The sequence below is a fragment of the Lewinella sp. JB7 genome, assembly GCF_024297185.1.
Taxonomy (GTDB): domain Bacteria; phylum Bacteroidota; class Bacteroidia; order Chitinophagales; family Saprospiraceae; genus Neolewinella.
This window is the reverse complement of the sequence record NZ_JANCTD010000009.1, coordinates 172,778-195,730: the sequence shown is the minus strand read 5'-3', so window position 1 is coordinate 195,730 and position 22,953 is coordinate 172,778. Positions and strand designations below refer to the sequence as shown.

The following is a 22,953-nucleotide window of genomic DNA, read 5'->3' as shown; positions in this document are numbered from 1 at the left end:
ATGACCGTAGCGGCGTTCGTGGTTCTGGCTATCTATACCATTAGTCTACTGTACATCACGGTCTACTGCCTGCTGCAATTCAACTTGCTGTATCACTACAAGCAGCACCCGGCCCCGGTAAATCTGCCGCCGCTGCAGGCCGTCGCTCCCGCCGAACCCGCACGAAAAGATGGCCATTCCGCTGCTGCGCACTCCGCCTACCCGACCAGGTCGCACCGGACTTCCGGAATTGATCTTGCACCCGCGGCCCCGCCCCCGTATCCCTTCGTCACGATCCAGTTACCGATCTACAACGAACTGTACGTCATCGGCCGCCTGATCGACGCCGTCGCGGCCTTCGACTACCCACGTGACCGCTTTGAAATCCACGTACTCGACGATAGTACGGACGAGACCGTAGCGCTGGTGGCCGAACGGGTGGCGCATTACCGAGCCCGCGGATTCCTGATCGAACAGATCATCCGGGAGGAACGACAGGGTTATAAGGCCGGGGCGCTGCGGGACGGGATGCACGTCGCACGGGGGGAGTTCGTAGCCATCTTCGACGCGGATTTCGTACCTGACCCCAGCTTTTTGCGGCGGACCATTCCTTACTTCACGGATCCTAAGGTGGGCGTCGTACAAACCCGCTGGGAACACCTCAACGAAGATTACAGCCTCATTACCCGCCTACAGGCCCTGCAGCTCAACGTACACTTCACCGTCGAGCAAGTAGGGCGCATGAACGGGGGGCACTTACTGCAGTTCAACGGAACGGCCGGCGTGTGGCGGCGGGCGGCGATCGAGGCCGGCGGGGGGTGGCAGCCCGATACCCTTACCGAGGACCTGGACCTGAGCATCCGTACGCAGCTGGCCGGCTACCGGATTCAGTACCTGGAACGAGTGGGCAGTCCGGCGGAACTCCCCGTGGAGATGAACAGCTTTAAGAGTCAGCAGCACCGCTGGATGAAGGGGGGTGCCGAAACGGCCCGCAAGATGCTGCCCGACGTGTGGCACAGCGATCTGGCGTTCGGCCACAAGGTGCAGGCCACGGCGCACTTGCTGGCCTCCTCGATCTTTCTCTTCGTATTTCTGTGCGGGGTGTTCAGCGTCCCGCTGCTCTTTCTGTTCGGGGAACTGGCGCAGTACGGTTTCAGTAAGAATTTTTTCGCCCTCTTCCTGGCCGGTTTGCTGTCGGTGATCGGGATCTATTATGTTGCGAACGTGCAGAGCGTCGCGAATAAGGAACCGAGCTTCGTAAAGAGCCTGATCAAATTCGCCTTCCTCTTTCCCCTGTTCCTGGCCCTGAGTATGGGGCTTTCGTTGCACAACTCGGTGGCGGTACTGCAGGGTTACCGGGGCAAGAAAAGTCCCTTCGTACGCACTCCGAAGTTTAACATCAGCACCGTCCGCGATAAGCTGTCCACGAAAAAATACCTCTCGGGTAAGCTCAATCTGATTACCGTCGGCGAGGGTCTGCTCTCCGTGTATTTTCTCTTCGCGGTGTGGGGAGCATTTTACCTTCAGAATACCACCTTCGTGGTCTTTCACGCGCTGTTGGCTCTAGGCTACGGTACCATCTTCTTCTTCAGCGTGAAGCACCTCGGCCTCGCGAAGTAAAACGCCGCCTCCGGCAGCTGCACTTACCGTACCCCCCCCTGTACAATCAGAAATTACACCATAGGGACTGCCATCGGCGGCTAACCGCCATAAACTATAAGAGCCCACCGAGAAAAATCTCGGTGGGCTCTCTAGCGCTGCCGGAGGCAGCTTTTTGCTTGCGCGGTCGGAGACCGCATTGTACTAGCTGCCGAAGTCGTCGAAGGCGATGTTCTCTTCGGGTACGCCGAGTTCGTCGAGCATATTCTGGACGGCCTGTAGCATCAGGGGCGGGCCGCAGAGGTAGTACTCAATCTCTTCGGGTTCGGGGTGGTCCTTGAGGTAGTTGTCAAGTACCGCCTGGTGAATGAAGCCGGTCATGCCGTTCCAGTTATCCTCGGGGAGGGCATCGCTGAGGGCGATGTGGTACTTGAAGTTGGGGAAGTCCTTCTCGATGGCTTCGAATTCCTCGGTGTAGAAGAGTTCGGCCTTAGAACGACCACCGTACCAGTAGCTGACCTTGCGGTCGGTCTTCAGGGTGTGGAAGAGGTGGAAAATGTGGCTCCGCAACGGTGCCATACCGGCACCCCCTCCGATGTAGATCATTTCCTTATCGGTGGGCTTGATGAAGAACTCGCCGTAGGGACCGGAGATGGTCACCTTGTCGCCGGGCTTCTGGTCAAACACGTAGCTGGAGCAGACGCCGGGGTTGACGTCCATGTAAGCGTTCTTCTGCCGGTCGAAGGGTGGTGGCGCGATCCGGATGTTGAGCATGATGATGTCGCCCTCCCCGGGGTGGTTGGCCATGGAGTAGGCACGGAATTGCTCTTCGTCGTTCTTCATGACGAAGTCCCACATACCGAACTTATCCCAGTCCGGCTTAAATTTATCGGCGGGTGCGCCCTTGTGGAAAACGGGGTGCGGGGTAATGTCGAAGTTCTTAAAGTGCACTTCACACTTAGGTACGTCTACCTGGATGTAGCCGCCGGATTCGAAATCCAGGCTCTCCCCTTCCGGCAGCCGCACGACGAACTCCTTGATGAAGGTGGCGACGTTGTAGTTCCGGTCGACGGTACATTCCCACTTCTTGATGCCGAAGATCTCTTCGGGAATTTGGATCTCCATGTCCTCACGCACCTTTACCTGGCAGGCCAGACGCTTATGCTCGGCGACTTCACGGCGGGTCAGGTGGTTGAGTTCGGTGGGCAGTACATCTCCGCCACCCTTCGTGATGTGGCATTCACACATGGCGCAGGTACCACCGCCACCGCAGGCGGAAGGAAGAAATACGCTCTTATCCGAAAGAGCCGTGAGCAGGGTATTGCCGGGCTGAACCCGGAGGGGATTTTCCTTATCCCCGTTGACGATGATGCTGACCTCACCCTGGGGAACGAGCCTGCGGCGGGCCACCAGCAACATGGTGATGAGGGCAAGCACGATGAGCGTAAAAACGACGACCGCTGCTCCGATGGTAATCATGGTGGGATATTTTACGTATAAGCCGGTTCTACAACCGACGGTTTATCTGTTCGGGGTAAAACTTACTCGGCCGCGCCGCTCCATCCGGCAAAGACGGCGGGGTCGATTCCGGTCAGGCTCAGGAAGGCAACACCCATCAAACCGGTAATGAGGAACGCCATGCCCAGGCCACGTAGGGCGGGGGGCACGTTGCTGTACCGGATGCGTTCACGAATAGCCGCCAGCGCAATGATGGCCAGGAACCAGCCGAAGCCGCCACCGAGACCGAAAGCGACCGATTCGGTCAGGTTGTACTCCCGGCTGACCATGAAGAGGCTACCACCGAGAATGGCGCAGTTCACCGTGATGAGGGGAAGGAAGATACCCAGGGCTGCATAGAGACCGGGACTGAACTTCTCCACCACCATTTCCACCAGCTGTACGGTGGAGGCGATTACGGCAATGAAGAGGATGAAGCGCAGAAATTCGAGTTCGGCCGGAATGAGGATGAACTCATTGATCACCCAGTTGATCGGCATGGTGATGCCGAGAACGAAGATGACGGCGAGTCCGAGTCCGGTGGCGGTGGTCAGCGTCTTAGATACGGCCAGGAAGGAGCACATACCGAGGAAGTAGGCCAGGACCATATTCTCGATGAAGGCCGACTTGATGAAGATGTTGAGAAAGTCTCCCATGGTGGGGTTGATCTTTAGGAGGTGGGTAGGAAACGACGTCGGGCGGATGAACGAAGGGCTCGTACCCTAAGAGACGTCGACCAGTTTGGTATTGTAGCTACGCTGGATCCAGATGAAGACGGCGATCACGAACATCGCGGCCGCGGGCAGCACCATCAGGTTGTTGTTGGCGTACCAACCGAAGAAGCTGCCGATACCGCTCTCGGCGGCGGTGTTGATCCAGTACTGCGTCGTGTCGTTGCTGGGGCCGATGATGTTCATCGCGATGCCGGAACCGGCAAAGAGACTTCCCTTGCCGAACAGCTCGCGGACGACGCCCACGGCAACCAGGATTAGTCCGTAACCCAGTCCGTTACCGACGCCGTCGAGGAAGGCCCGCCAGGGCTTGTTGGCCATCGCGAAGGCCTCCAGGCGACCCATCACGATGCAGTTCGTGATGATGAGGCCGATGTAGACCGACAACTGCTTGTATACGGGGAAAGCCAGCACCTTCAGCGCTTCGTTCACCAGGGTCACCAGCGTAGCGATGATCACCAGCTGCACGATCAGACGTACGGCTTTCGGAATGATGTTGCGCATCAGGGACGTGAACAGGCTCGAGAACGCACACACGAAGACCACCGCGACGGCCATCACCAGGGATGGGTACACGAGCGAGGTAACGGCGAGTGCCGAACACACCCCGAGCACCTGAATGGTGATGGGGTTATTGTCGAGTAGCGGATCAGTGATCAGGATCTTCTCCTTCTTACCGAACAGGGGCTCTTTCTCCGTACCGGCGGGATCGGCGACGACCCCGGTTCTGATTTCAGTTGATTCTGCCATGGTTGTAGCTATAGGTCACCGCCGGATCGCCGGCGGGGATTGAATTTACTTAAGGTTCATGCTGGTGGCGCCGTTTTCGGCACGCTGCTCCTCGATGTAGGGCTCGTAGGCTTTGAGTCCGTTCCAGAGCATCTTCGTCACGCCGTCGCCGGTAACGGTTGCACCGCTCAGGCCGTCGACGTCGTGCTCAGGATCAACCGCACCGCCCTTACGCACGATGATGCTGACGAACTTATCGCCGTCGAAGATCTTCTTTCCCTTGAACTGGGACTTCCAGCCGGAATTGTCCTTGATCTCGGCGCCGAGTCCGGGAGTTTCCCCGGCGTGGTCGAAGCTGGCTCCGGTCACGGTATTCAGGTCGGAAGCCAGGGCGATGTTGCCCCAGATCGCGTCCCACAGTCCGTTACCCCGGACGCTGAAAACATAGTACTTCTCTCCGTTCAGGTCGAAGATGTTGACGGGGTAAATGCGCGCATCCTCCGGCTTCTTGTACTCCTTGGCAAGGTCGAGGGCGGAAAATTCCTGATCAACTTGCTCGCCGACGGAATTCACGAGGACCTGAGTCACCTGATTCTCGAAGATCTCCAGCACCTGATCGTCCGAGAGACTGCCGATAGGAGTTCCCGCCTCGGCCAGGGGTTCGGCGACCGTGGCCAAAATTTCCCGTTTGTTGAAGATGTCTTCGTTACGGGCGGCCGCGTCGGCGGTAGCCGTACGGAAACCGGCCAGAACGAGGGCCACCACTACGGTCATGATGACGCCGAAAGTGTAGATGTATTTCGTACTCATGGTCGAGTATTGAGTTTGTTAGTAGTTGCCCAGGTTACCGACGGGTCGGTAGCCTTCGGCGTTCTGGGGGGTGAAGATCTCCACTTCCTCGTTCCGCTTGGTGATCAGTTCGTCGCGGGTCTTGGCCATCGAGGCGGTCCGCTTGGCGCGGCGCTTGATGTTCGCCTGGTAGACGTAGTGGTCGATGAGGGGAGCGAAGGTGTTGAGCAACAGGATGGAGAGCATCCAGCCCTCGGGGTAGGCCGGATTCAGCACCCGGATGATCAGCCCGATGAAGGCGATCAGGAAGCCGTAGATCCACTTGCCGGTCGGGGTGTCGGCGCTACTGACGGGGTCCGTAGCCATGAAGGTGATGGCGAAGAGGAAGCTGCCCATGATCATCTGCCGCAGCGGATGGATGGCCATGAACTTGAAGATGCCGGGGGTGTCCTCGGTGAGCTCGGCGGGGGCAATGGCGTTGAGCATGAAGCCACCGACCAGCAGTCCGATGATGCCGCCGACGATGATGCGGTAGTCGGCGATGCGGGTGAACATGATGAAGGCCATACCGAACAGAATCAGGGGTACACTAGACTCGCCGATCGATCCGGGAATGGTGCCCCAGAAAATTTCGCTCTGCGTATAGACGGCGGATACGCCTTCCCAACCTTCCTTGGCGGCAATGCCCAGGGGAGTGGCACCGGTGAAACCGTCGGCGACCAGGGTTCCTCCCTGCCCGAAGGTGTTCCATCCGAGGCCGGCGAAGATCCAGTCGAAACCGTGGTGCACGATGCTGTAAGCCTCGCTGGCGTAAACGCCGACGTCTACCTTCTCAATACCGCTGATCCAGACTTCGTCGCCGGAGATGGTCGTGGGGTATGCGAAGAAGATGAATACCCGGGCGAGCAGGGCGATGTTCCAGATGTTCATACCCGTTCCGCCGAAGGCTTCCTTACCGAGCACGACGGCGAAGGCCACCGAAACGGCCAGGATCCACAGGGGAATATCGGGGGGCATGATGAGAGGAATCAGGGCACCGGAAACCAGGAAGCCTTCCTCAACGGAGTGGCCCTTCTTGGCCGCGTAGAGAAACTCGATGCCCAGGCCGACCACGTGCGTAACGACGAAAATCGGAATAACCTGGATCAGGCCGTAGACCAGCTTCAGGTGAAATCCTTCCAGCAGACCGGTGTACTGTCCGAGCGCCGAGAAGTGCTGCTGACCGATGTTCCAGGTGCCGAAGATGTAAAGAACCTGCAGGGCGAGTACGACCCACACCATCTGGCGCTTCAGGTCCATGCCGTCGCGGACGTGCACGCCACCCTGGGTGACGGCGGGCGGCTGAAAGAGGAAGGTATAGAAAGCGTCGTAGGTCGTATGCAGGAAGGGGGATGTCCCGTGATCCGGCTCAAACTTCTTTACAAAATCGTGCAATGCTTTCATGTCAAGCTTTATAGTTGCGGACTGCTAATGGAAAACAGGCCGTGTATTTTATAGTTATCCCTGCGCAATCATGGTGTCGTGACCCTGACGCAATATCTGCTGCAGGGGTTGCTTGCTCACGCAGGCGAATTCGGCCAGGGCGACATCCTCCGGAACGAGCTCGTAAATGCCCAGTCCTTCCATGCTTTCCAGGTCGTTAACGAGGATGGATTTCATAAGCTGCGTCAGGTAAATATCCATCGGCATGACCTGCTCGTAGTCGTTATTGACCACGAAGGCGCGCTTCTCCCCGTGACTGTTGGTGGTGATGTGGATGTTGTCGCTCAGCACCGGGATGGTGGGGGAGATCGACGCCCGGGGCTTGAGGGGCAGCAACCAGCCGAAAATTTCGGCTTCGTTGCCTTCAGGGATGGCGGTGACCTGGTTGTCGAAGAAGCTCAGGAAACCTTCCGCTGATTTTTGGGTGCCGGACAGTACGTCGCCGCTGATGATGCGGGAGTTGGGCTCGATGGTCTGTCCCGCCAGCAGTTCGCCGATGTTGGCACCGGCCCGGGTACGCACGTAGCCGGGACTGCTCAGGGAGCCACCCGACAGCGCCACCAGACGGGTGGTATCGTAATGACCGTTGCGGAAAAGCTCGCCGATCAGCAGGACGTCCTCGACGCCGAGGGTCCAAACGGTATTCTCGCCGACGCCGCAGGGGTGAATGTGGTGGATCTGTACCCCGACGTTCCCAGCGGGGTGGGCACCGCGGAAGTAGCGCTTCTCGGCACCTTTCACAACGGCGAAGGGGGAGTCTACCTCCCCGTTACCGTCGAGCCCGAGATAGACCAGACCGGGGGTCAGGCGGCGGAGCACGTCGACACCGGCCTGAAAGGTATCCATGCGGCCGCTCACCGCGAGGTTGAGATCGGGACCGACGGGAGAAGTGTCGAAAGTCGAGACGAAGATGTCACGGGGCACCACGTCGGGGTTAGCGACGAGGTTGTAGGGGCGCTGCCGGATGCAGGGCCAGGCGCCGCTCTCCAGCAGGAATTCAACCAGTTCCTCACGGGGAGCCGTGGCAGTCGGAAGTTCGTAGCTGCGGCTTTCCTGCTCTTTATCGGCCAGAATGACGATTTCGGCGATGGAGCGCTTCAGCCCGCGGTTGACGGCAATGATCTCCCCCGAAACGGGCGCGGCAAACTTGATCCGCGACAGTTGCTTATCGAAGAATACCGGATCGCCGGCCTTCACGACGTCGCCCTCCTCCACCAGGAGTTTGGGGATGGGCCGTAGACCGAAGAAGTCGGGAGGGGAGATGGCGAAGCGGGTCACGTTGGGCTCGCTGATCGTCTCCTGGGGCTCACCATCCATGGGAATATCGTAACCCTTGGTGAGGGTGTACACGTGGGCATCCTTCAGGTACTTCGGCTTTTTGCCGGCGAACAGCTGACTGAAGTCCGGGAAGAGGCCTGCACGGTTCTCGTCGTCGAGGCCCATCTGCTTGGACTCGATAACCATGAAGTTATCGGCCACGCTGACCACGATGTAGAAGAAAATGAGGAGGGCCAGGGCGGCAATGCCGTAGAAAACCAAGTTACCGCCGGATACCGAAGACTGCGACTGGAGCGAAAGCGCGGCAAGTAACAGCAGAGATAGGCCGGCCGGTCTCTTAAAATTTCTCATACGCGGGGGCATGCATTGTTACGGTTGACTCGACTGGGGGAAGCCGAAAGAGGAAAAAAGCCGGGCGGATCACCAGGCTTTTGGGAATTGCGGCAAAGTTACGACATCGGCAACATCTAGGCCACCCGTGTCCGGCCTTGTTAATTATTGGGCCTTATTTAGATTTTGTATAATTAATGCGCGCTATTTGCTTGGCCTGCTCTTGCTTTGTTCCTCCGGCTCCCGCGCACCCGCCCTGAGCATTTGCGTAACTTTGTGCGTTCGCCGGGCGTTATGGATGCTCCGCCAAACCGAAAATTATGTTTCCTACCTACGACGTCATTGTGGTCGGTGCCGGACACGCCGGCTGCGAGGCTGCCGTTGCCGCGGCCAACCTCGGAGCGAAGGTATTGCTGGCCACCATGAACATGCAGACGATCGCCCAGATGAGCTGCAACCCGGCCATGGGCGGCGTGGGCAAGGGGCAGATCGTGCGCGAGATCGATGCCCTCGGCGGCTACTCCGGCATCGTGACCGACGAGACGATGGTACAGTTCCGCCTCCTCAACCTGAGTAAGGGCCCCGCCATGTGGAGTCCGCGCGCCCAGAGCGACCGCATGGCCTTCGCCCTAAACTGGCGCGAACGACTGGAAGCTCATCCGAATATCGATTTCTGGCAGGAAATGGTCGTCGGACTTGTCGTAAAGGACGGCAGGATTGCCGGCGTACGGACCGGCCTCGGCATGGAAATCCCCGCCAGGTCGGTCGTCCTCACCAACGGCACCTTCCTCAACGGTACCATCCACATCGGCGAAAAGCAGTTCGGCGGCGGCCGCGCCGGGGAACGTTCCGCTACCGGACTCACGGAACAACTCCAGGAACTGGGCTTCGAAGCCGGTCGCATGAAGACCGGTACCCCCGCCCGCCTGGACGGCCGCACTCTCGACTACAGCGCCATGACGGTGCAGCACGGCGACGAGAATCCCGGTCGCTTCAGCTATACCGATACGCCCCCACTGACCGATCAGCTGCCCTGCTACGTGACCTACACCAGTCCGGAGGTGCACGAAACCCTGCGGGAGGGCTTCGACCGCAGCCCCATGTTCAACGGCCGCATCCAGGGGCTCGGTCCCCGCTACTGCCCCAGCATCGAGGACAAGATCGATCGCTTCGCCGGCCGCGACCAGCACCAGCTATTCGTGGAGCCGGAGGGCCGCAACACCTGCGAAATTTACGTGAACGGCTTCAGTTCCAGTCTGCCGGAGGACGTACAGTATAAGGCCCTGCGTCAGGTCCGCGGCTTCGAGAATATGAAGATGTTCCGGCCCGGCTACGCCATCGAGTACGACTTCTTTCCGCCCACCCAGCTCGGTCCTACCCTGGAGACGCGGCTGATCGACGGCCTGTTCTTCGCCGGGCAGATCAACGGCACCACGGGTTACGAGGAAGCGGGCTGCCAGGGCCTCATCGCGGGCATGAACGCGGCACTGGGCGTCCAGGAACGCGATCCCTTCATCCTGCGGCGCAGCGATGCCTACATCGGCGTGCTCATCGACGACCTGATCAATAAGGGCACCGAGGAGCCCTACCGCATGTTTACCAGCCGGGCCGAGTACCGTATTCTGTTACGGCAGGACGACGCCGATCTGCGCCTTACCCCCATGGCCGCCGCACTCGGTGTACGGGATATGGAGGGGCGCGTAGCGCGGGTGCAGAGCAAGCGGGAAGGAGTAGCGGACATTTCCGGTGAGCTCCGTCAGCACAGCATCACCCCGGAACAGATCAACGGCTACCTCGAGAGCGTCGGTACCGCTCCGCTGAAGCAGGGCGTAAAACTCGATTCCATCCTCGCCCGTCCCGGCGTAAGCCTGCAGGGAATGGCCGATGCCGTGCCCGCTCTGCGCGACTTCCTCGCGCCCTACGATGCCGAGACCGTCAACCTCGCCGAAGTCACTCTCAAGTACGAAGGCTACATCGAGCGCGAACGGCAGGCCGTCGAGAAGATGAGTCGCCTGGAGGGCATCAAGCTGGGTAAGGCCTTTGACTACGAGCAGCTCACCGCCCTCTCCAAGGAGGCCCGCCAGAAGCTGAATAAACTCAAGCCGGTGACCATCGGCCAGGCCAGCCGCATCAGCGGGGTGAGCCCGGCGGACGTGAGCGTGCTGCTGGTGCACCTGGGCCGCTAGCCGTTGGACGGTTTAAAACCGCTAGCCGTTGGACGGTTTGAAACCGTCCAACGGCTGCCGGTTCGGGACCGTCCAACGGCCAGCGGCGATATGGTACTCCACCACGATGTTCCAGATCCACTTCCGCTCCGGGGCGATCTCGGTACGTAAGCTCCGGTTGACGAGCCCGCTTATCGCGACGGGAAAGTTTGGTTTCCGTATCCTCCAGGCTCCGGCCACGTAGGTACCATCCAGGTCGTCCGTACGCAAGTAATAGAACTGGGGAAACAGATCGAGTTGCAGCTCCCTAAACAGGGGAATGCCGGTCCGGGCGGCGTTGAGTTGCACGAAATTGCTGACCTTGATGCCTTCATCCAGTCCCCGGCCGTGGAGGTAATACATGCCTACCGACAGATGGGGACTCACGCGGAAGTTCGGCACGATCTCCGAGGCGAGGTAGCGGCGGGTTTCGATGACCTCCCGAAACTCGCCCCCGACCTGGGCCATGACCGTGCGAAAGTTGATGGCCGGGTGCGCGCCTAACCGGAGGGAGAACCGTCGGCCGCGTACGGCTTGGTAGCGCCCCCAGAAGAGCATCGACCAGGGTTTACCCTCCAGGGCCATACGCAGGTCGGGTTCGAAGGTGAAGCGGCTGCCTCCCATTTTCAGGTTTATGATCAGTGCCGGTTTGTCCAGCGAGAACGAGGGAATGATGGAGATGCCATTGTGAGTGGCGCTGATGGTCCCGGATAATTCGCGGTGGATGACGGTACTGTCGGATTGGGCAGTCAGAAAACCGGCGGTCAGGAGTAGGCAGCCGGCTAGCCAGTGATGGAGAGAACACGGAAAGGAGAACGAACGTAGCATGCCGCAAAGGTAGACCCGAGCGGTAGCCGACATATGCCCCGGGTTACGGTATAATTTACCCCCATTACGGTTGTCGTACTTTTGCGACATGGTAGCAGTGATCGACTACAACGCCGGCAATATTCGCTCCGTCCTCTACGCTCTCGAGCGCATTGGGGTGGAGCACGAATTGACCAGCGACCCCGACAGGATTCGCGCGGCCGATAAGGTCATCTTCCCCGGCGTTGGCCACGCGGCCTCCACCATGAAGCACCTGAACGAAACGGGGCTGGCCGACCTCATCCGCTCCCTCACCCAGCCCGTCTTCGGGGTTTGCGTGGGTATGCAGTTGCTGTGCAGCCACAGCGAGGAGGGCGACGTGGAGTGCCTGGGGATCTTTCCGGAACGGGTGCGACAGTTCCGGCCCACCAACGGCGACAAGGTGCCGCATATGGGCTGGAACGAGGTGAAACTCGCTGCCGCCAACGACTGGGTAAGCGGGGAGGTTGACGGCGGCTACTGCTACTACGTCCACAGTTATTACGTAGAGGCCGGGCCCGATACCGTCGCCACCACTACCTACTGCGGGCGGGAGTTCGCCGCCATGCTGCGCAAGGACAACTTCTACGCCGCCCAGTTTCACCCCGAAAAATCGGCGAAGGTGGGGGAGCGGATCATACGCGATTTTCTGGCGGTGTAAACCTAAAATTCATCGGCCACGTCGTCCCCGCCGCCGAACGTGGTCGTGAAACTCAGGCGCACCCCGAAGTCGTCGTAGCGTCCGTCGCGGAAGGCGGTGACGAATTCCAGCCGCAGTACCCGCAACAGATTGTCCAGGGAGTAGCCCACCTCCGTGTAGTGCTCGCTGGTCGGCGTGTAGAGGTAGTTCACGAAGAGATCCTCCTTTAGTCCCATAAGGTGCAGTTGCCAGATGTTCGTGAACAGCAGTTTGCGGAACTGGTAGTGCGCGTATACCTCGAGGTACTCCTCGGCGGTGCTGTTGCGGTAGTAGGGCAGCAGGCGGTAGCTCCCGATGGGGTCGAGGCGGGTCAGGAATATCTCGGAGGTCGCAAAGTGCCTGAAGTCGGGGAAGTCTACGTAGGCGTTATTCAAAAACGCCCCGCCGCGTACCAGCAAGTTGACCGCTCCCTTACGCCCGGCCGCGAACCGGTGACGATAGCTGGTTTCCACCAGGGTAAAGTCGGATGCGCTGCCACTGAGACCGGGTAAACCCGCCTGTAGATAGAACCCCAGCGTCGGGGCGGAATTCTCGATCAGCCGCTTTCTGCCGTTGCGGATGAAGTACTTCAGCCCCGGTCGCCAGGCCGCCCGGACATCGATCAGCGCGGCGTCCGCTACTCGGTCGATTTCCCCCCGCTCCGCATTAAACGGACGGTTAGGCGCATAAGCGAAATCGTCCTCCCCCCACCAGCGGTGGTTGGTGTGATTACTTACCGTACGGCGGTCCTCGAAAGTAGCCGACGTCCCGATCTTGAAGGCATCGCTGAAACGCTTGCGGTAGCCGGCCGTCGCGTAGGCCCGCTCGTAGAACCGGGCGTAGTTGTCTCCGTAAAGCAGGGCGGTGAAGCTGTTGAGTACCGGATCGATGGCCGGCGCCGGATCGAACTGCCGCAGGTAACGCCCCCCGGAAAAGTAGTACTCCCCCTTCTCCCGTTTGCCCGTCCAGTTCCGGTATTCCAGTTCCCAGCTGGCACGCTTCCAGGCGAAGCCGTAGCGGGTACGCAGACTGAGTTCACCGAATTTCTCCTGGTGGCTACTGGTATCCTCGACGACGGTTCGGCGCAGATTTTTGGTCAGCTTGGCCCCTACGGCATAACCTTCCACGGGGTTGAATACCAGATCCGGTGCTACGTCGAAGCGCAGGGCGGGGGGCAGCCGCTTCCTGCCGGCCCGTTGCTCGCTGGGAAGGTCCTCTCCCCGCGCTTCCGCGATGCTGTCGAGGCGGGCCACCCGGGCGACGCTGTCCTGGTAGCGGTAGCCGGCGATCTCCTCCTGCGTCAGCGGAATGGGCCGTACGGCCTCCCAGGCGGCCGAGTCGCGGATGGTCTTTACGCTGTCGTCCTTGAAGGTATAATTACCCACTACCTCGGGCTCGCCGGTCTTTTCGCGTTCATCCCGCTCGTAATTGCGCATGAGTTTCATGAGTTCCTTACGGGTGAGTTCGCCGCCGGATTCCAGGGTTTCCTCGTATCCGGCGGTCTGGTTTTCGCGGCGGGTGGCCGCGGCGACCTCCGGCTGCGTTTGCTCGTCGATGACCTCCACGTAGCCGCCGAGATCGGGGTTGAGTTCGATGTCGTAGTTGCTCGTACTGGCGATGTAGCTGGCACTGATCTTGATGCCGAGAATGCCTCCCCGACCGCTGATGGTCGTCGTGGTGGGCATCCAGATGCGGTCGGCCACCTCATTGTAGTTAATTTTAAGGTCGACCGTGAAGCCCATGCCGTACGTTCGCAGGTCGAGGCTGTGCAACGACCAGTCGTCCTGGACGATGTACACGTAGCCCTCGAACACGTCTTCCCCCCGACTGCGGGGGATCACCTGGATCTTATTGATCAACTTCCCCTGGTCCATAAAGACGCCCTCGTGCTCAAAACGGTAATAGGCGAATGACTTCGGAGAGAGCGGACTGACCACCCCCGCCACCTCCGGCTGGTAGAAGGAGGAAAAAATGTACCCGCTTACCGAAAAATCCTCCTCCCCTACGACGTACTTCGACAGCACTTCCTCGGTGAAGGTAGCGGGCCGCTCGTAAGTGATGCGGCTCGTCGTTTCACTCGTAAAGTCCTTACCGATGATTTCGGTCACCTCTCTACGCTCCTCCTTCGGGACGAGCTTTTGGTACAGTTTCGGGATTTTATCCACCTTTCCCTTCCCCTTCAGGTATACGTCGGCGGTGTAGCGATCCACCTGGTTGCGGTGGTAATCGGCCTTGGCGATGGCCCGGCGGATGACGCTGTAGCTCAGATCCTCCGCTCCGCTGAGTACCTCCACCTGATCCAGATCCAGGGCTTCGGTGCGCAACTGCACGTCGAGGGAACCCCGGCCGCTTTCCACCTCCCGTACCTGGGTCTGGTAGCCGAGAAACTGAAAAATGATGGTGTTCTTACCGGGGCGTAGGTTAAGTTCGTACCGGCCCTCGGTGTTCGTGGTGGCGCCCGTTCCGGTTTGTTGTACGTATATGGAGGTGTACGGCAGCGCTTCCCCGGTAGCTTCGTCGGTGACCCGCCCGGTCAGGGTCTGGGCGGTACCCAGCGCCGTGAGCAGGACGAGCAAAAAACTGAGCGTGCAACGGGCGGCGATCATACGGAGCGGTTGGAGGTAGAATACGAATGTAGGCCGCAGCCACCGGAAACCGCCCCGCCCCGCCCCGCCATTAGAAGTACGGGGCCTCCCCGCCGACCAACGGCGCCGAAACAAAGCGTGGCCCGCACATCCCCTCGGGGCGGCGGGCCACTGCCATGAATAATTGCTGGATACGAGTTAGGTGTTTTACCGCGTCAACCGGCGGTACTTTTCTTTAAATTTCCGGTAGAGCTCGGCCTGTTTGTTGTCCAGGTTGACATCCCTACCATCGATGTACGCTTTCTCGACAACACTGGTGCGCATATCGAGCAGATCGCCATCAACGATCACAAAGGTAGCGGATTTTCCGCGGGTGACGCTCCCGTAGTCGGCGTCGATGCCCACGATCCGGGCCGGAGCCAGGGTAATGGCCTCCACGGCCTTCTCGTAAGGTAACCCGAAGCCGACCGCCTGTCCGGCCACGAAGGGGAGGTTACGTTGCTGCCAGTATCCTTCGTGACTGATGGCGAATTCCACCCCGGCCTCGGCCAGCAGGGCGGGGTTGCGGTAGGGCTGATCGATGGCGTCGTCCTGGGAGTTTGGGAGGGCCTGGGTACTGCTCAGGATCACCGGCACGCCTTCCCGCTTCAGGAAATCCGTGATCAAATGAGCCTGACCGCCGCCGACCACGACCGGCCGGGCGCCCATACGCTTCATCAGCAGCACGCCGGCCTGAATGTTGCGGGCTTCGTCGGCGTGCAGGTAGGCGTTAGCGTTCCCCGCGATGGCTTCGCAGAAGGCCTCCAACTTGAGCAGCCGGTTGCCGCCGTCTTCTTCCGAACGGCCACAGTAGCTGCCGGCCTGCTGCAGGAACGACTCGAGTTCGCGGACCTGTTCGTCGTAGTTTTCGTTGGGCTTCAGATCGCCGGTTTGCCAGTTGTAGCTGTTGCGGTTGGGCCAGTTGACGTGCACCCCGTCGTCGGCAAGAACCGCGGCATCCTCGAAGTTCCAGGCGTCAAGTTGCAGGATGCTGCTCCGGCCGCTGACGAGACTTCCCTCCGGCGTGGCTTGCGCCAACAGTACCCCCCGGGAGCGTACGGTAGGAATGACCTGGGAGTCGGTATTAAAGGCGATCAGGGCACGGGCATTAGGGTTGAAGGTTCCTACTTCCCGTTGATCGTTGGTCGCGCGGACGGCTCCGATCTCGGTCAGACCGAGTTGGCTGTTCAGGGCGATGAGGCCGGGGTATACGTGCTTGCCGCTGCCGTCGATGGATTCGTAGCCGCTAGGCACTTGTACACCGCTTCCCACTTCGGCGATCTTTCCGTCGCGGATCAGCAGGGTGGCCCCTTCGAGTACGGTGCCGTCGCCGACGTGTACGGTAACTCCGGTAACGGCGAAGGGAGTCGATTGCCGTGCCGCCGGCGTCGGATTTTGGGCGCGGACGCAGGTGCCAAGCAGGATGACCAGGAGCAGGGTCAGTGGGTATTCTATTCGGTAGATCATGGGTTCTTCTTTAGTGGTTTACGCTGTCGCAGTGGAGCAGGCGGCGGCTGTTGCCCTTCGGGGATTGCGTCTTTGCACCGCTCTTTTTGTCGTCCAGGCTGGCCTGAATGAGGGCGTTGCGTTCGGCGAGGAGCTCGTCCCGGCGGGCTTCGTTCTCCTCGCGGTTGAAGTACTCCTTACCGTCGACGTAGGTACGTTCGGCGCGGGCGTAAATACTTAGGGGGTTCTCGTTCCAGAGCACGAGGTCGGCGTCCTTGCCGGCGCGTACGCTGCCGACGCGATCGTCGATGTGCAGCATCCTGGCCGGGTTGAGGGTCACGAACTTCCAGGCTTCCTCCTCGCTTACGCCGCCGAACAGGACGGCCTTGGCGGCTTCCTGGTTGAGGCGGCGGGCCATTTCGGCATCGTCGGAATTGAAGCCGGTAAGGACACCCTGTTCGTGCATGAGGGCTCCGTTGTAGGGGATGGCTTCGTTGACCTCGAACTTGTAGGCCCACCAGTCGGAGAAGGTAGACCCGGCCGCGCCGTGCTCGGCCATCTTATCGGCCACCTTGTAGCCTTCGAGAATGTGGGTGAAGGTGTTCACCCGGAAGCCGTGGCGCTCGGCCAGTTCCATGAGCATATTGATCTCGCCCTGCTGGTAGCTGTGACAGGTGATGAAGCGCTCGTCGTTGAGGATCTCCAGCAGCGTTTCCAGTTCCAGGTCACGACGGACGTTCTCGCCGGCCTTCAGTGCCCGGCCGTATTCCGCGGCGCGGCTAAAGTAATTTTCGAAGATCTGCTCCACGCCCATGCGGGTCTGGGGATAGCGGATGCGGTTGGCATCGCCCCAGTTGGACTGCTTCACGTTCTCTCCGAGCGCGAATTTGATGAAGGGGTCGGCACCGGCGAACATCATTTCCTGAGGGGTAGCTCCCCAGCGCAGTTTTATGATCGCCGACTGACCGCCGATGGGGTTAGCTGAGCCGTGCAGGAGCTGACTGGTCGTCACGCCGCCGGCGAGTTGGCGGTATATATTTTCGTCCACGGCATCCACCACGTCAGCCATTCGGACCTCGGCGGTACTTGATTCCGTGCCCTCGTTCACGTCGCTGAGCGCGATGTGGCTATGCTCGTCGATGATGCCGCTGGTAAGGTGCATACCGGTAGCATCAATGACCTCGGCGCCGCGGTCGGACAACTCCTTTCCTACCCGGCTGATCTTTCCGTCCTCGATGAGAACGTCGGTGTTTTCCAGGATGCCGTCGTCTTCATTCGTCCAGACCGTAGCATTGCGGAACAGCACGCGGCCGGCACGGGGCATTTCGCTCAGACCGTAGGCGATGTTGGGGTAGGTAAGACGCCCACGGTATTCCGGGCGGTCCTCCTCCTTGTCTTTCTCCTCCTTCTTCGCGTCCTCGGTGGACTTGGTGGAGGCCGGCGTAGCGGTGAAGGTGACGATGTTGCCGTCGGGATCGCGTCCGGTACCGACGTATCCGTCTCCGTCGGGCGTGGCGTTGATGCGGTAGTAGCCGCCCTCCTTACCGGGGCGGAACCGGAAGGTGACTACCCCGCCGCTCTCGGTAAAGCTTACGTCCGTCCTGGTCGTATCGCCGGCCGGGCTGACGGTCATCTTCTGGCTTCCGGGCGCCCCGGTGATGCTGGCCGCGTACTTCGCCGAACCGACGGTAATGTCGTAGGCACTGGACAGGTCGACCGATTGGAGGGGCTTCAGCTCGAAGGCTTTGCCCTGCACCCAGTTCTGGTAAATGGTGGCCTTATCGGTGAAGGGGTCCTTGTCGGTAACGATGAAGTTGGCCAGCTTGCCGCTTTCCAGGGTGCCGACGAGCTTCTCGATGCCGAGGAGACGCGCCGGCGCGGTGGTCAGTCCGGCAAAGACGTCTTTCGCGTCCGCCCCGGCCCGCACGGCCTTGCGCATGGCATCGTGCAGGTCAGTGGGCTTATCCAGGCCATCGGCAGTCAGTACGAAGGGGATACCGGCGCCGGCGACCGCGGCGACGTTGCCCGGGGCCCGTTCCCAGTGACGGAGCTGGCCGATGGAGATGAGGTCGGCGGCAAAGGGATCGCTGACGTCGTAGGTATCCGGGAACTTGAGGGGCAGGATGAAGGTGGCGCCCGATGCCTTCAGGGGTTGCAGGCGCTGATACTCGTCGCCTCCACCACGGATGATGTACTGTTTTCCGAATTCATCGCCCACCTGGTCGGCCCGCAGGGCATCTTGCCAGTTGTCGACGGCGAAGATTTGGGGAAGGTCCTGGCGGTCCGTCCAGGCTTCCAGGCTCAGGTTAGTTTCCTCGCCGTTCTGACCGGCGTACCATTCCGCGTCGAGGTAGGTTTGCCGCAGCAGGGCAATCTCTCCCATGCGGGAGTTGGGGTAGGCCTGCCCCGAGGAACCCTTGTCGAAGGACAGGTGGTGAGCGGCGTCCCGTTTGATGAGGACCTCGTTATCGCTACTTTCCCCCAGGGTGACCACCGCGGCCGAACCCCGGCTGATGCCATCGGGGTGGTGAGTGGATACGGTGCCGAAGCCGGCCTCCCGCAGGGGTTTAGCGGCCTTGGCGTCGATGGTGAATAGGGCCGCCGCGTCGGTTTCCGGCCGCATGGCCTGGTTCCAGGCGTATGCTCCGTCGGTATTGCTCTCGAGTTGGGGGGGCGTACCGCGGCCACGGCGTCCCTCCTTTACTTCGGGCATCCCGTAGTCGCCGTATACCTCGATAAAGCTCGGGTAAACGTGCTTGCCGTTCAGCTTAACCTCCACCGCTCCTGCGTTCACCGCCCCGCCGCTGACGACGGAAACGACCTTGCCGTTACGAATGGTGAGGGTGGCGTTTTCTACCGTTTGCTCCGGACTTACGTGTACCGTGGCTCCCGTAAAGGCATAGTGGCCCTCACGCTGGTCGTATACGCCATTGTAGGGAAAAGTAACCTGCGCGTGGGCGTAGCCGGCGCAAAGGATCAGGGCCAGGGCGATTGCCGGCCAGCGTCGTATCAACATGTAGCTAGAATTGTGGAGACGGTAAATTTGGTGCGGTCTTTGGAAAGCAAAAAACGTGACGGAAAAGTACGAACTTACGCAAATACCAACTCCCCGACGCCCGTATGGCGAACAAGACCCAGCCCACCGAAGCATCCGTAGCGGCGTTTATCGACCGCATCGAAGACCCCCGCAAGCGAGCCGACAGCCTGGCCATCGTGGAGCTGATGCAGGAAGTATCGGGGCACCCGCCCGTGATGTGGGGCGACAGTATCGTGGGTTTCGGCACGTACCGGTACAAATACGCCACCGGTCGGGAAGGCGACTGGATGGAGGTGGGCTTCAGTCCGCGTAAACAGGACCTGACGCTGTACCTCATGGCGGGCGTGCGGCGGGAGCAGGCTTTGCTCGACCGCCTCGGGAAGCACCGGACGGGAAGAAGCTGCCTGTACATCAAACGGTTAGAAGACGTAGACCAAGAAGTACTCCGTGCGCTCGTCGAATCCACGGTGAGCGCGGTACGGGATAATGACATCCGCTACTGATCCGGCCGGGAGTAAGGGAGGTGTAAATAATCCTTGGGGGTGAGCAATCAACCATGTTTGCCGATAGACGTTTACCCAGACACGGCACAAAGCAGGTGAGCCTGCCGCTTTGTACCTTAGATTAGGTTATATTTGCGTCGCATTCGGATAGTGTTCCGGAAGTCCTCCCCGACGCGGCGTCAGACAGGCGGGGAAAATCGGCTTTTTAGGGTAGTTCTAAATGGCCCCGCGGCGGCACCCCGCGGTAAAACTATGACGTGCTTAAGAGATCGAATGAGTAAACGACTAATTAAAGTAGCGAAGGAATTGAACGTAGCGACCTCGACGATCGTCGAGTTCCTGACCGGTAAGGGCTTCGAGATCGAGAATAAGCCGATCGCGCAAGTCAGTAGCGAGATGGAATCCGCCGTACGTCAAGAATTCGCGAAGGCCATTTCGGACAAGGAGAAAGCGAGCAAGATGGAGTTCGGCACCCGGCCGACCGCACCGCCGCCGCCGCCGCCACCTCCCGTCGTGCGTGCTACCCCGCCGCCACCGCCGCCGCCCCGTCCGGCCAGTACTCCCGCGCCGCCGCCCGTGCAGCCCCAGCCGGTAGCCAAGGCCACGCCGCCTACCCCGCCGCCGCCACCGGCCGCCAAGCAACCTGAACCGAAGCCCGCCGCCGAGGCGCCCAAGGAAACGACCAGGGAGCCCGCCAAGACTCCACCGGCCACCCAGGAGCCGCAGAAGCGCGAAGTGCCCGGCCTGAAGGTGATGGGAAAGATTGATCTGGAAGCAACCAAACGTCGCCCGTCCAAAAAAGAGCAGCCTAAGCCCGAACGTAGACCGGCCCCCAAACCCGAGGCGAAACGTGCTCCCGCCGAACCCGCGGCCCCGAAACCCGCCGCGCCCACGCCGGCAACCGCCAAGACCAATAAGCCGGACGCTCCGGCCCCCGTTACGGAAGTGAAGGCCACGGAAACCCCCGACGTACACGTCACGGCGGAACCCAAACTTCGCGGACTGAAGGTGCTCGGAAAGATCGAGATCAAGAAGCCCGAAAAGCGCGGCGCGGCCTCGACCGACGACAGCCGTAAGAAGCGCAAACGCAAAAAGATCACCACCGGCCCGCCCCAGACCGGCGGACAGCGCGGTGGCGGCGGAGGTCGCGGTGGTAATGACCGTGGCCGCACGGGCGGACGCAATGATGAACCCCGCGAAGTATCCGCGAAGGACATCGAAGACAAGATCAAGGCTACCATGGCCCGTCTGCAGGGCGGCGGTGGCAAAAAGAAGCGTCAGCGTCAACGTCGCGATAACCGCGATCGCATCCGCGAGAAGCAGGAAGCGATGATGGACGAGCAAACCACCGGCAAACTGCAGGTGACGGAGTTCGTAACCGCTCAGGAACTGGCCAACATGATGGACGTCGGTATCGGGGAGGTCATCACCGCCTGTATGAACGCCGGCGTGATCGTGTCGATCAACCAGCGACTCGACGCCGAGATCATCGAACTCGTAGCCGAGGAATTCAACCACGAGGTCGAGTTCATCAACGTCGACGAGTCGGAGGAGGAAGAGGAAGAGTACATCGACGATCCGGAGGATCTCGAATCCCGTCCGCCGATCGTGACCGTTATGGGTCACGTCGATCACGGTAAGACCTCGCTGCTCGACCGCATTCGCGACTCCAACGTCATCGCCGGTGAGGCCGGTGGTATCACCCAGCACATCGGTGCCTACGAGGTGAAACTGGAGAACGGCAAGGAGATCACCTTCCTGGATACGCCGGGTCACGAAGCCTTTACGGCCATGCGTGCGCGGGGTGCCAAGGTGACCGACATCGCCATCATCATCATCGCCGCCGACGACAACGTGATGCCCCAGACCAAGGAGGCCATCAGCCACGCCGAAGCCGCCGGAGTACCGATGATCTTCGCCATCAACAAGATCGACCGGCCCGGTGCTAACCCCGACCGCATCAAGACCGAACTGGCCTCCATGGGCTACCAGGTCGAGGAGTGGGGAGGTAAGTACCAGTCGCAGGACATCAGCGCCCTGAAGGGAGAAGGCATCCCCGAACTGCTCGAAAAAGTACTGCTCGAAGCCGAAATGCTTGAGCTCTCCGCCAACCCCGACCGCCCCGCCGTAGCTACCGTTCTGGAAGCCTCGCTGGAAAAGGGACGTGGCTACGTCACCAAGATCCTGGTGCAGCACGGAACCCTCCGGGTGCAGGACATTCTCGTCGCCGGTGAAGCCAGCGGACGTGTCCGCGCCATGTTCAACGAACGCAACAAACGCGTGAAGGAAGTAGGACCGGGTTCGCCCGTACTGCTGCTGGGCCTCGACGGTGCCCCCCAGGCCGGTGAGATCCTCAAGGTTATGCCCAGTGAGCAGGAAGCCCGCCAGCTGGCCAGCCGCCGCGCGCAGATCAGTCGCGAACAGGCCAACCGCGCCGCCAAGCGGGTATCGCTCGACGAGATCGGTCGCCGCCTGGCCCTGGGTACCTTCAAGGAGCTCAACCTCATCGTGAAGGGTGACGTGGACGGTTCCGTAGAGGCCCTGTCCGACTCGCTCATCAAGCTCTCCCAGGAGACCGTACAGGTCAACGTGATCCATAAGGCCGTCGGCCAGATCATCGATTCCGACATCTTGCTGGCCACCGCTTCGGATGCCATCATCGTCGGCTTCCAGGTGCGCCCGAGTTCTTCCGCCCGCAAGCTCGCCGAGCGGGAGGGCGTGGAGATCAAGACCTACTCGATCATCTACGAGGCCATCGACGAGATCAGCAGCGCCATCGAAGGCATGCTCGAACCGACCCGCGAGGAAAAGACGACCTGTCAGGTGTCCGTCCGCGAAGTCTTCAAGATTTCGAAGGTGGGTACCATTGCCGGCTGTTTCGTGGAGGAGGGCAAGATCACCCGCAATACCCTCATCCGGGTCATCCGCGACGGTATCGTCGTCTTCCCCCTCAAGGAGGGCCAGCAGGGAGAACTCGCCAGTCTCAAGCGCTTTAAGGACGACGTCAAGGAAGTCCGCAACGGCATGGAATGTGGTCTTAACATCAAGAACTTCAACGACATCAAGGAAGGTGACGTGATCGAAGGATACGAGATTGTTGAGGTCAAGCAGAAGATGCAGAGCAACTAAGGGCGTTAAGCACGGCCGCTTCCGGCGGCCCGGTTGCACGATCAAATAGAATAGGGAATGAAGGTGACGCT

At 60.4% G+C, this 22,953-nt stretch carries 15 protein-coding genes; 5 read left to right on the top strand and 10 right to left on the bottom strand.

What is annotated here, in order from left to right; genetic code table 11:
• The gene (locus NMA52_RS16150) at positions 1 to 1,599 is read left to right on the top strand and encodes a cellulose synthase family protein (RefSeq protein ID WP_254828740.1); all 1,599 of its coding nucleotides are present in this window, start codon (positions 1 to 3) and stop codon (positions 1,597 to 1,599) included.
• Positions 1,600 to 1,782: 183 nt separating this feature from the next.
• On the opposite strand, the gene nqrF is transcribed toward NMA52_RS16150, so the two are convergent.
• The 6 genes from nqrF to NMA52_RS16120 all read right to left on the bottom strand — a co-directional run bounded on the left by nqrF (position 1,783) and on the right by NMA52_RS16120 (position 8,435).
• Complete coding sequence (gene nqrF, locus NMA52_RS16145; RefSeq protein WP_254828739.1) at positions 1,783 to 3,057, bottom strand: NADH:ubiquinone reductase (Na(+)-transporting) subunit F; 1,275 nt, start codon at positions 3,055 to 3,057, stop codon at positions 1,783 to 1,785.
• A gap of 62 nt (positions 3,058 to 3,119) precedes the next feature.
• Positions 3,120 to 3,731, bottom strand: a complete 612-nt coding sequence (gene nqrE / locus NMA52_RS16140; protein ID WP_254828738.1) for an NADH:ubiquinone reductase (Na(+)-transporting) subunit E — start codon at positions 3,729 to 3,731, stop codon at positions 3,120 to 3,122.
• 66 nt (positions 3,732 to 3,797) lie between these two features.
• Complete coding sequence (locus NMA52_RS16135; protein ID WP_254828737.1) at positions 3,798 to 4,556, bottom strand: NADH:ubiquinone reductase (Na(+)-transporting) subunit D; 759 nt, start codon at positions 4,554 to 4,556, stop codon at positions 3,798 to 3,800.
• 45 nt (positions 4,557 to 4,601) lie between these two features.
• The gene (locus tag NMA52_RS16130) at positions 4,602 to 5,345 is read right to left on the bottom strand and encodes an FMN-binding protein (RefSeq protein WP_254828736.1); all 744 of its coding nucleotides are present in this window, start codon (positions 5,343 to 5,345) and stop codon (positions 4,602 to 4,604) included.
• Positions 5,346 to 5,363: 18 nt separating this feature from the next.
• Complete coding sequence (locus NMA52_RS16125; protein ID WP_254828735.1) at positions 5,364 to 6,767, bottom strand: NADH:ubiquinone reductase (Na(+)-transporting) subunit B; 1,404 nt, start codon at positions 6,765 to 6,767, stop codon at positions 5,364 to 5,366.
• A 54-nt stretch (positions 6,768 to 6,821) separates the two neighbouring features.
• Positions 6,822 to 8,435, bottom strand: coding sequence for a Na(+)-translocating NADH-quinone reductase subunit A (locus tag NMA52_RS16120; protein ID WP_254828734.1), 1,614 nt, complete (start codon positions 8,433 to 8,435; stop codon positions 6,822 to 6,824).
• 299 nt (positions 8,436 to 8,734) lie between these two features.
• On the opposite strand from NMA52_RS16120, the gene mnmG reads away from it, so the two are divergent.
• Positions 8,735 to 10,600 carry a tRNA uridine-5-carboxymethylaminomethyl(34) synthesis enzyme MnmG gene (mnmG, locus tag NMA52_RS16115; protein ID WP_254828733.1) on the top strand — a complete coding sequence of 622 codons (1,866 nt, stop codon included), beginning with the start codon at positions 8,735 to 8,737 and terminating at the stop codon, positions 10,598 to 10,600.
• A 21-nt stretch (positions 10,601 to 10,621) separates the two neighbouring features.
• Here mnmG and NMA52_RS16110 read toward each other — a convergent pair whose 3' ends face one another.
• Complete coding sequence (locus NMA52_RS16110) at positions 10,622 to 11,446, bottom strand: hypothetical protein (RefSeq protein WP_254828732.1); 825 nt, start codon at positions 11,444 to 11,446, stop codon at positions 10,622 to 10,624.
• 88 nt (positions 11,447 to 11,534) lie between these two features.
• On the opposite strand from NMA52_RS16110, the gene hisH reads away from it, so the two are divergent.
• Positions 11,535 to 12,125, top strand: a complete 591-nt coding sequence (gene hisH, locus NMA52_RS16105; RefSeq protein ID WP_254828731.1) for an imidazole glycerol phosphate synthase subunit HisH — start codon at positions 11,535 to 11,537, stop codon at positions 12,123 to 12,125.
• A gap of 2 nt (positions 12,126 to 12,127) precedes the next feature.
• Here hisH and NMA52_RS16100 read toward each other — a convergent pair whose 3' ends face one another.
• From NMA52_RS16100 to NMA52_RS16090, 3 genes are all read right to left on the bottom strand, one after another.
• Positions 12,128 to 14,749, bottom strand: coding sequence for a DUF5686 and carboxypeptidase regulatory-like domain-containing protein (locus NMA52_RS16100; protein WP_254828730.1), 2,622 nt, complete (start codon positions 14,747 to 14,749; stop codon positions 12,128 to 12,130).
• 186 nt (positions 14,750 to 14,935) lie between these two features.
• A complete protein-coding gene (locus NMA52_RS16095) occupies positions 14,936 to 16,234 on the bottom strand; it encodes an amidohydrolase family protein (RefSeq protein ID WP_254828729.1) in 1,299 nt (432 codons plus the stop codon).
• 10 nt (positions 16,235 to 16,244) lie between these two features.
• Positions 16,245 to 19,229, bottom strand: coding sequence for an amidohydrolase family protein (locus tag NMA52_RS16090; protein WP_254828728.1), 2,985 nt, complete (start codon positions 19,227 to 19,229; stop codon positions 16,245 to 16,247).
• Positions 19,230 to 19,333: 104 nt separating this feature from the next.
• Here NMA52_RS16090 and NMA52_RS16085 point away from each other — a divergent pair, with 104 nt between their 5' ends.
• Positions 19,334 to 19,753, top strand: a complete 420-nt coding sequence (locus NMA52_RS16085) for a DUF1801 domain-containing protein (protein WP_254828727.1) — start codon at positions 19,334 to 19,336, stop codon at positions 19,751 to 19,753.
• Positions 19,754 to 20,026: 273 nt separating this feature from the next.
• Positions 20,027 to 22,882: a translation initiation factor IF-2 gene (gene infB / locus NMA52_RS16080; RefSeq protein WP_254828726.1), complete on the top strand. Its 2,856-nt coding sequence runs from the start codon at positions 20,027 to 20,029 to the stop codon at positions 22,880 to 22,882.
• The last annotated feature ends 71 nt before the right edge of the window (positions 22,883 to 22,953 follow it).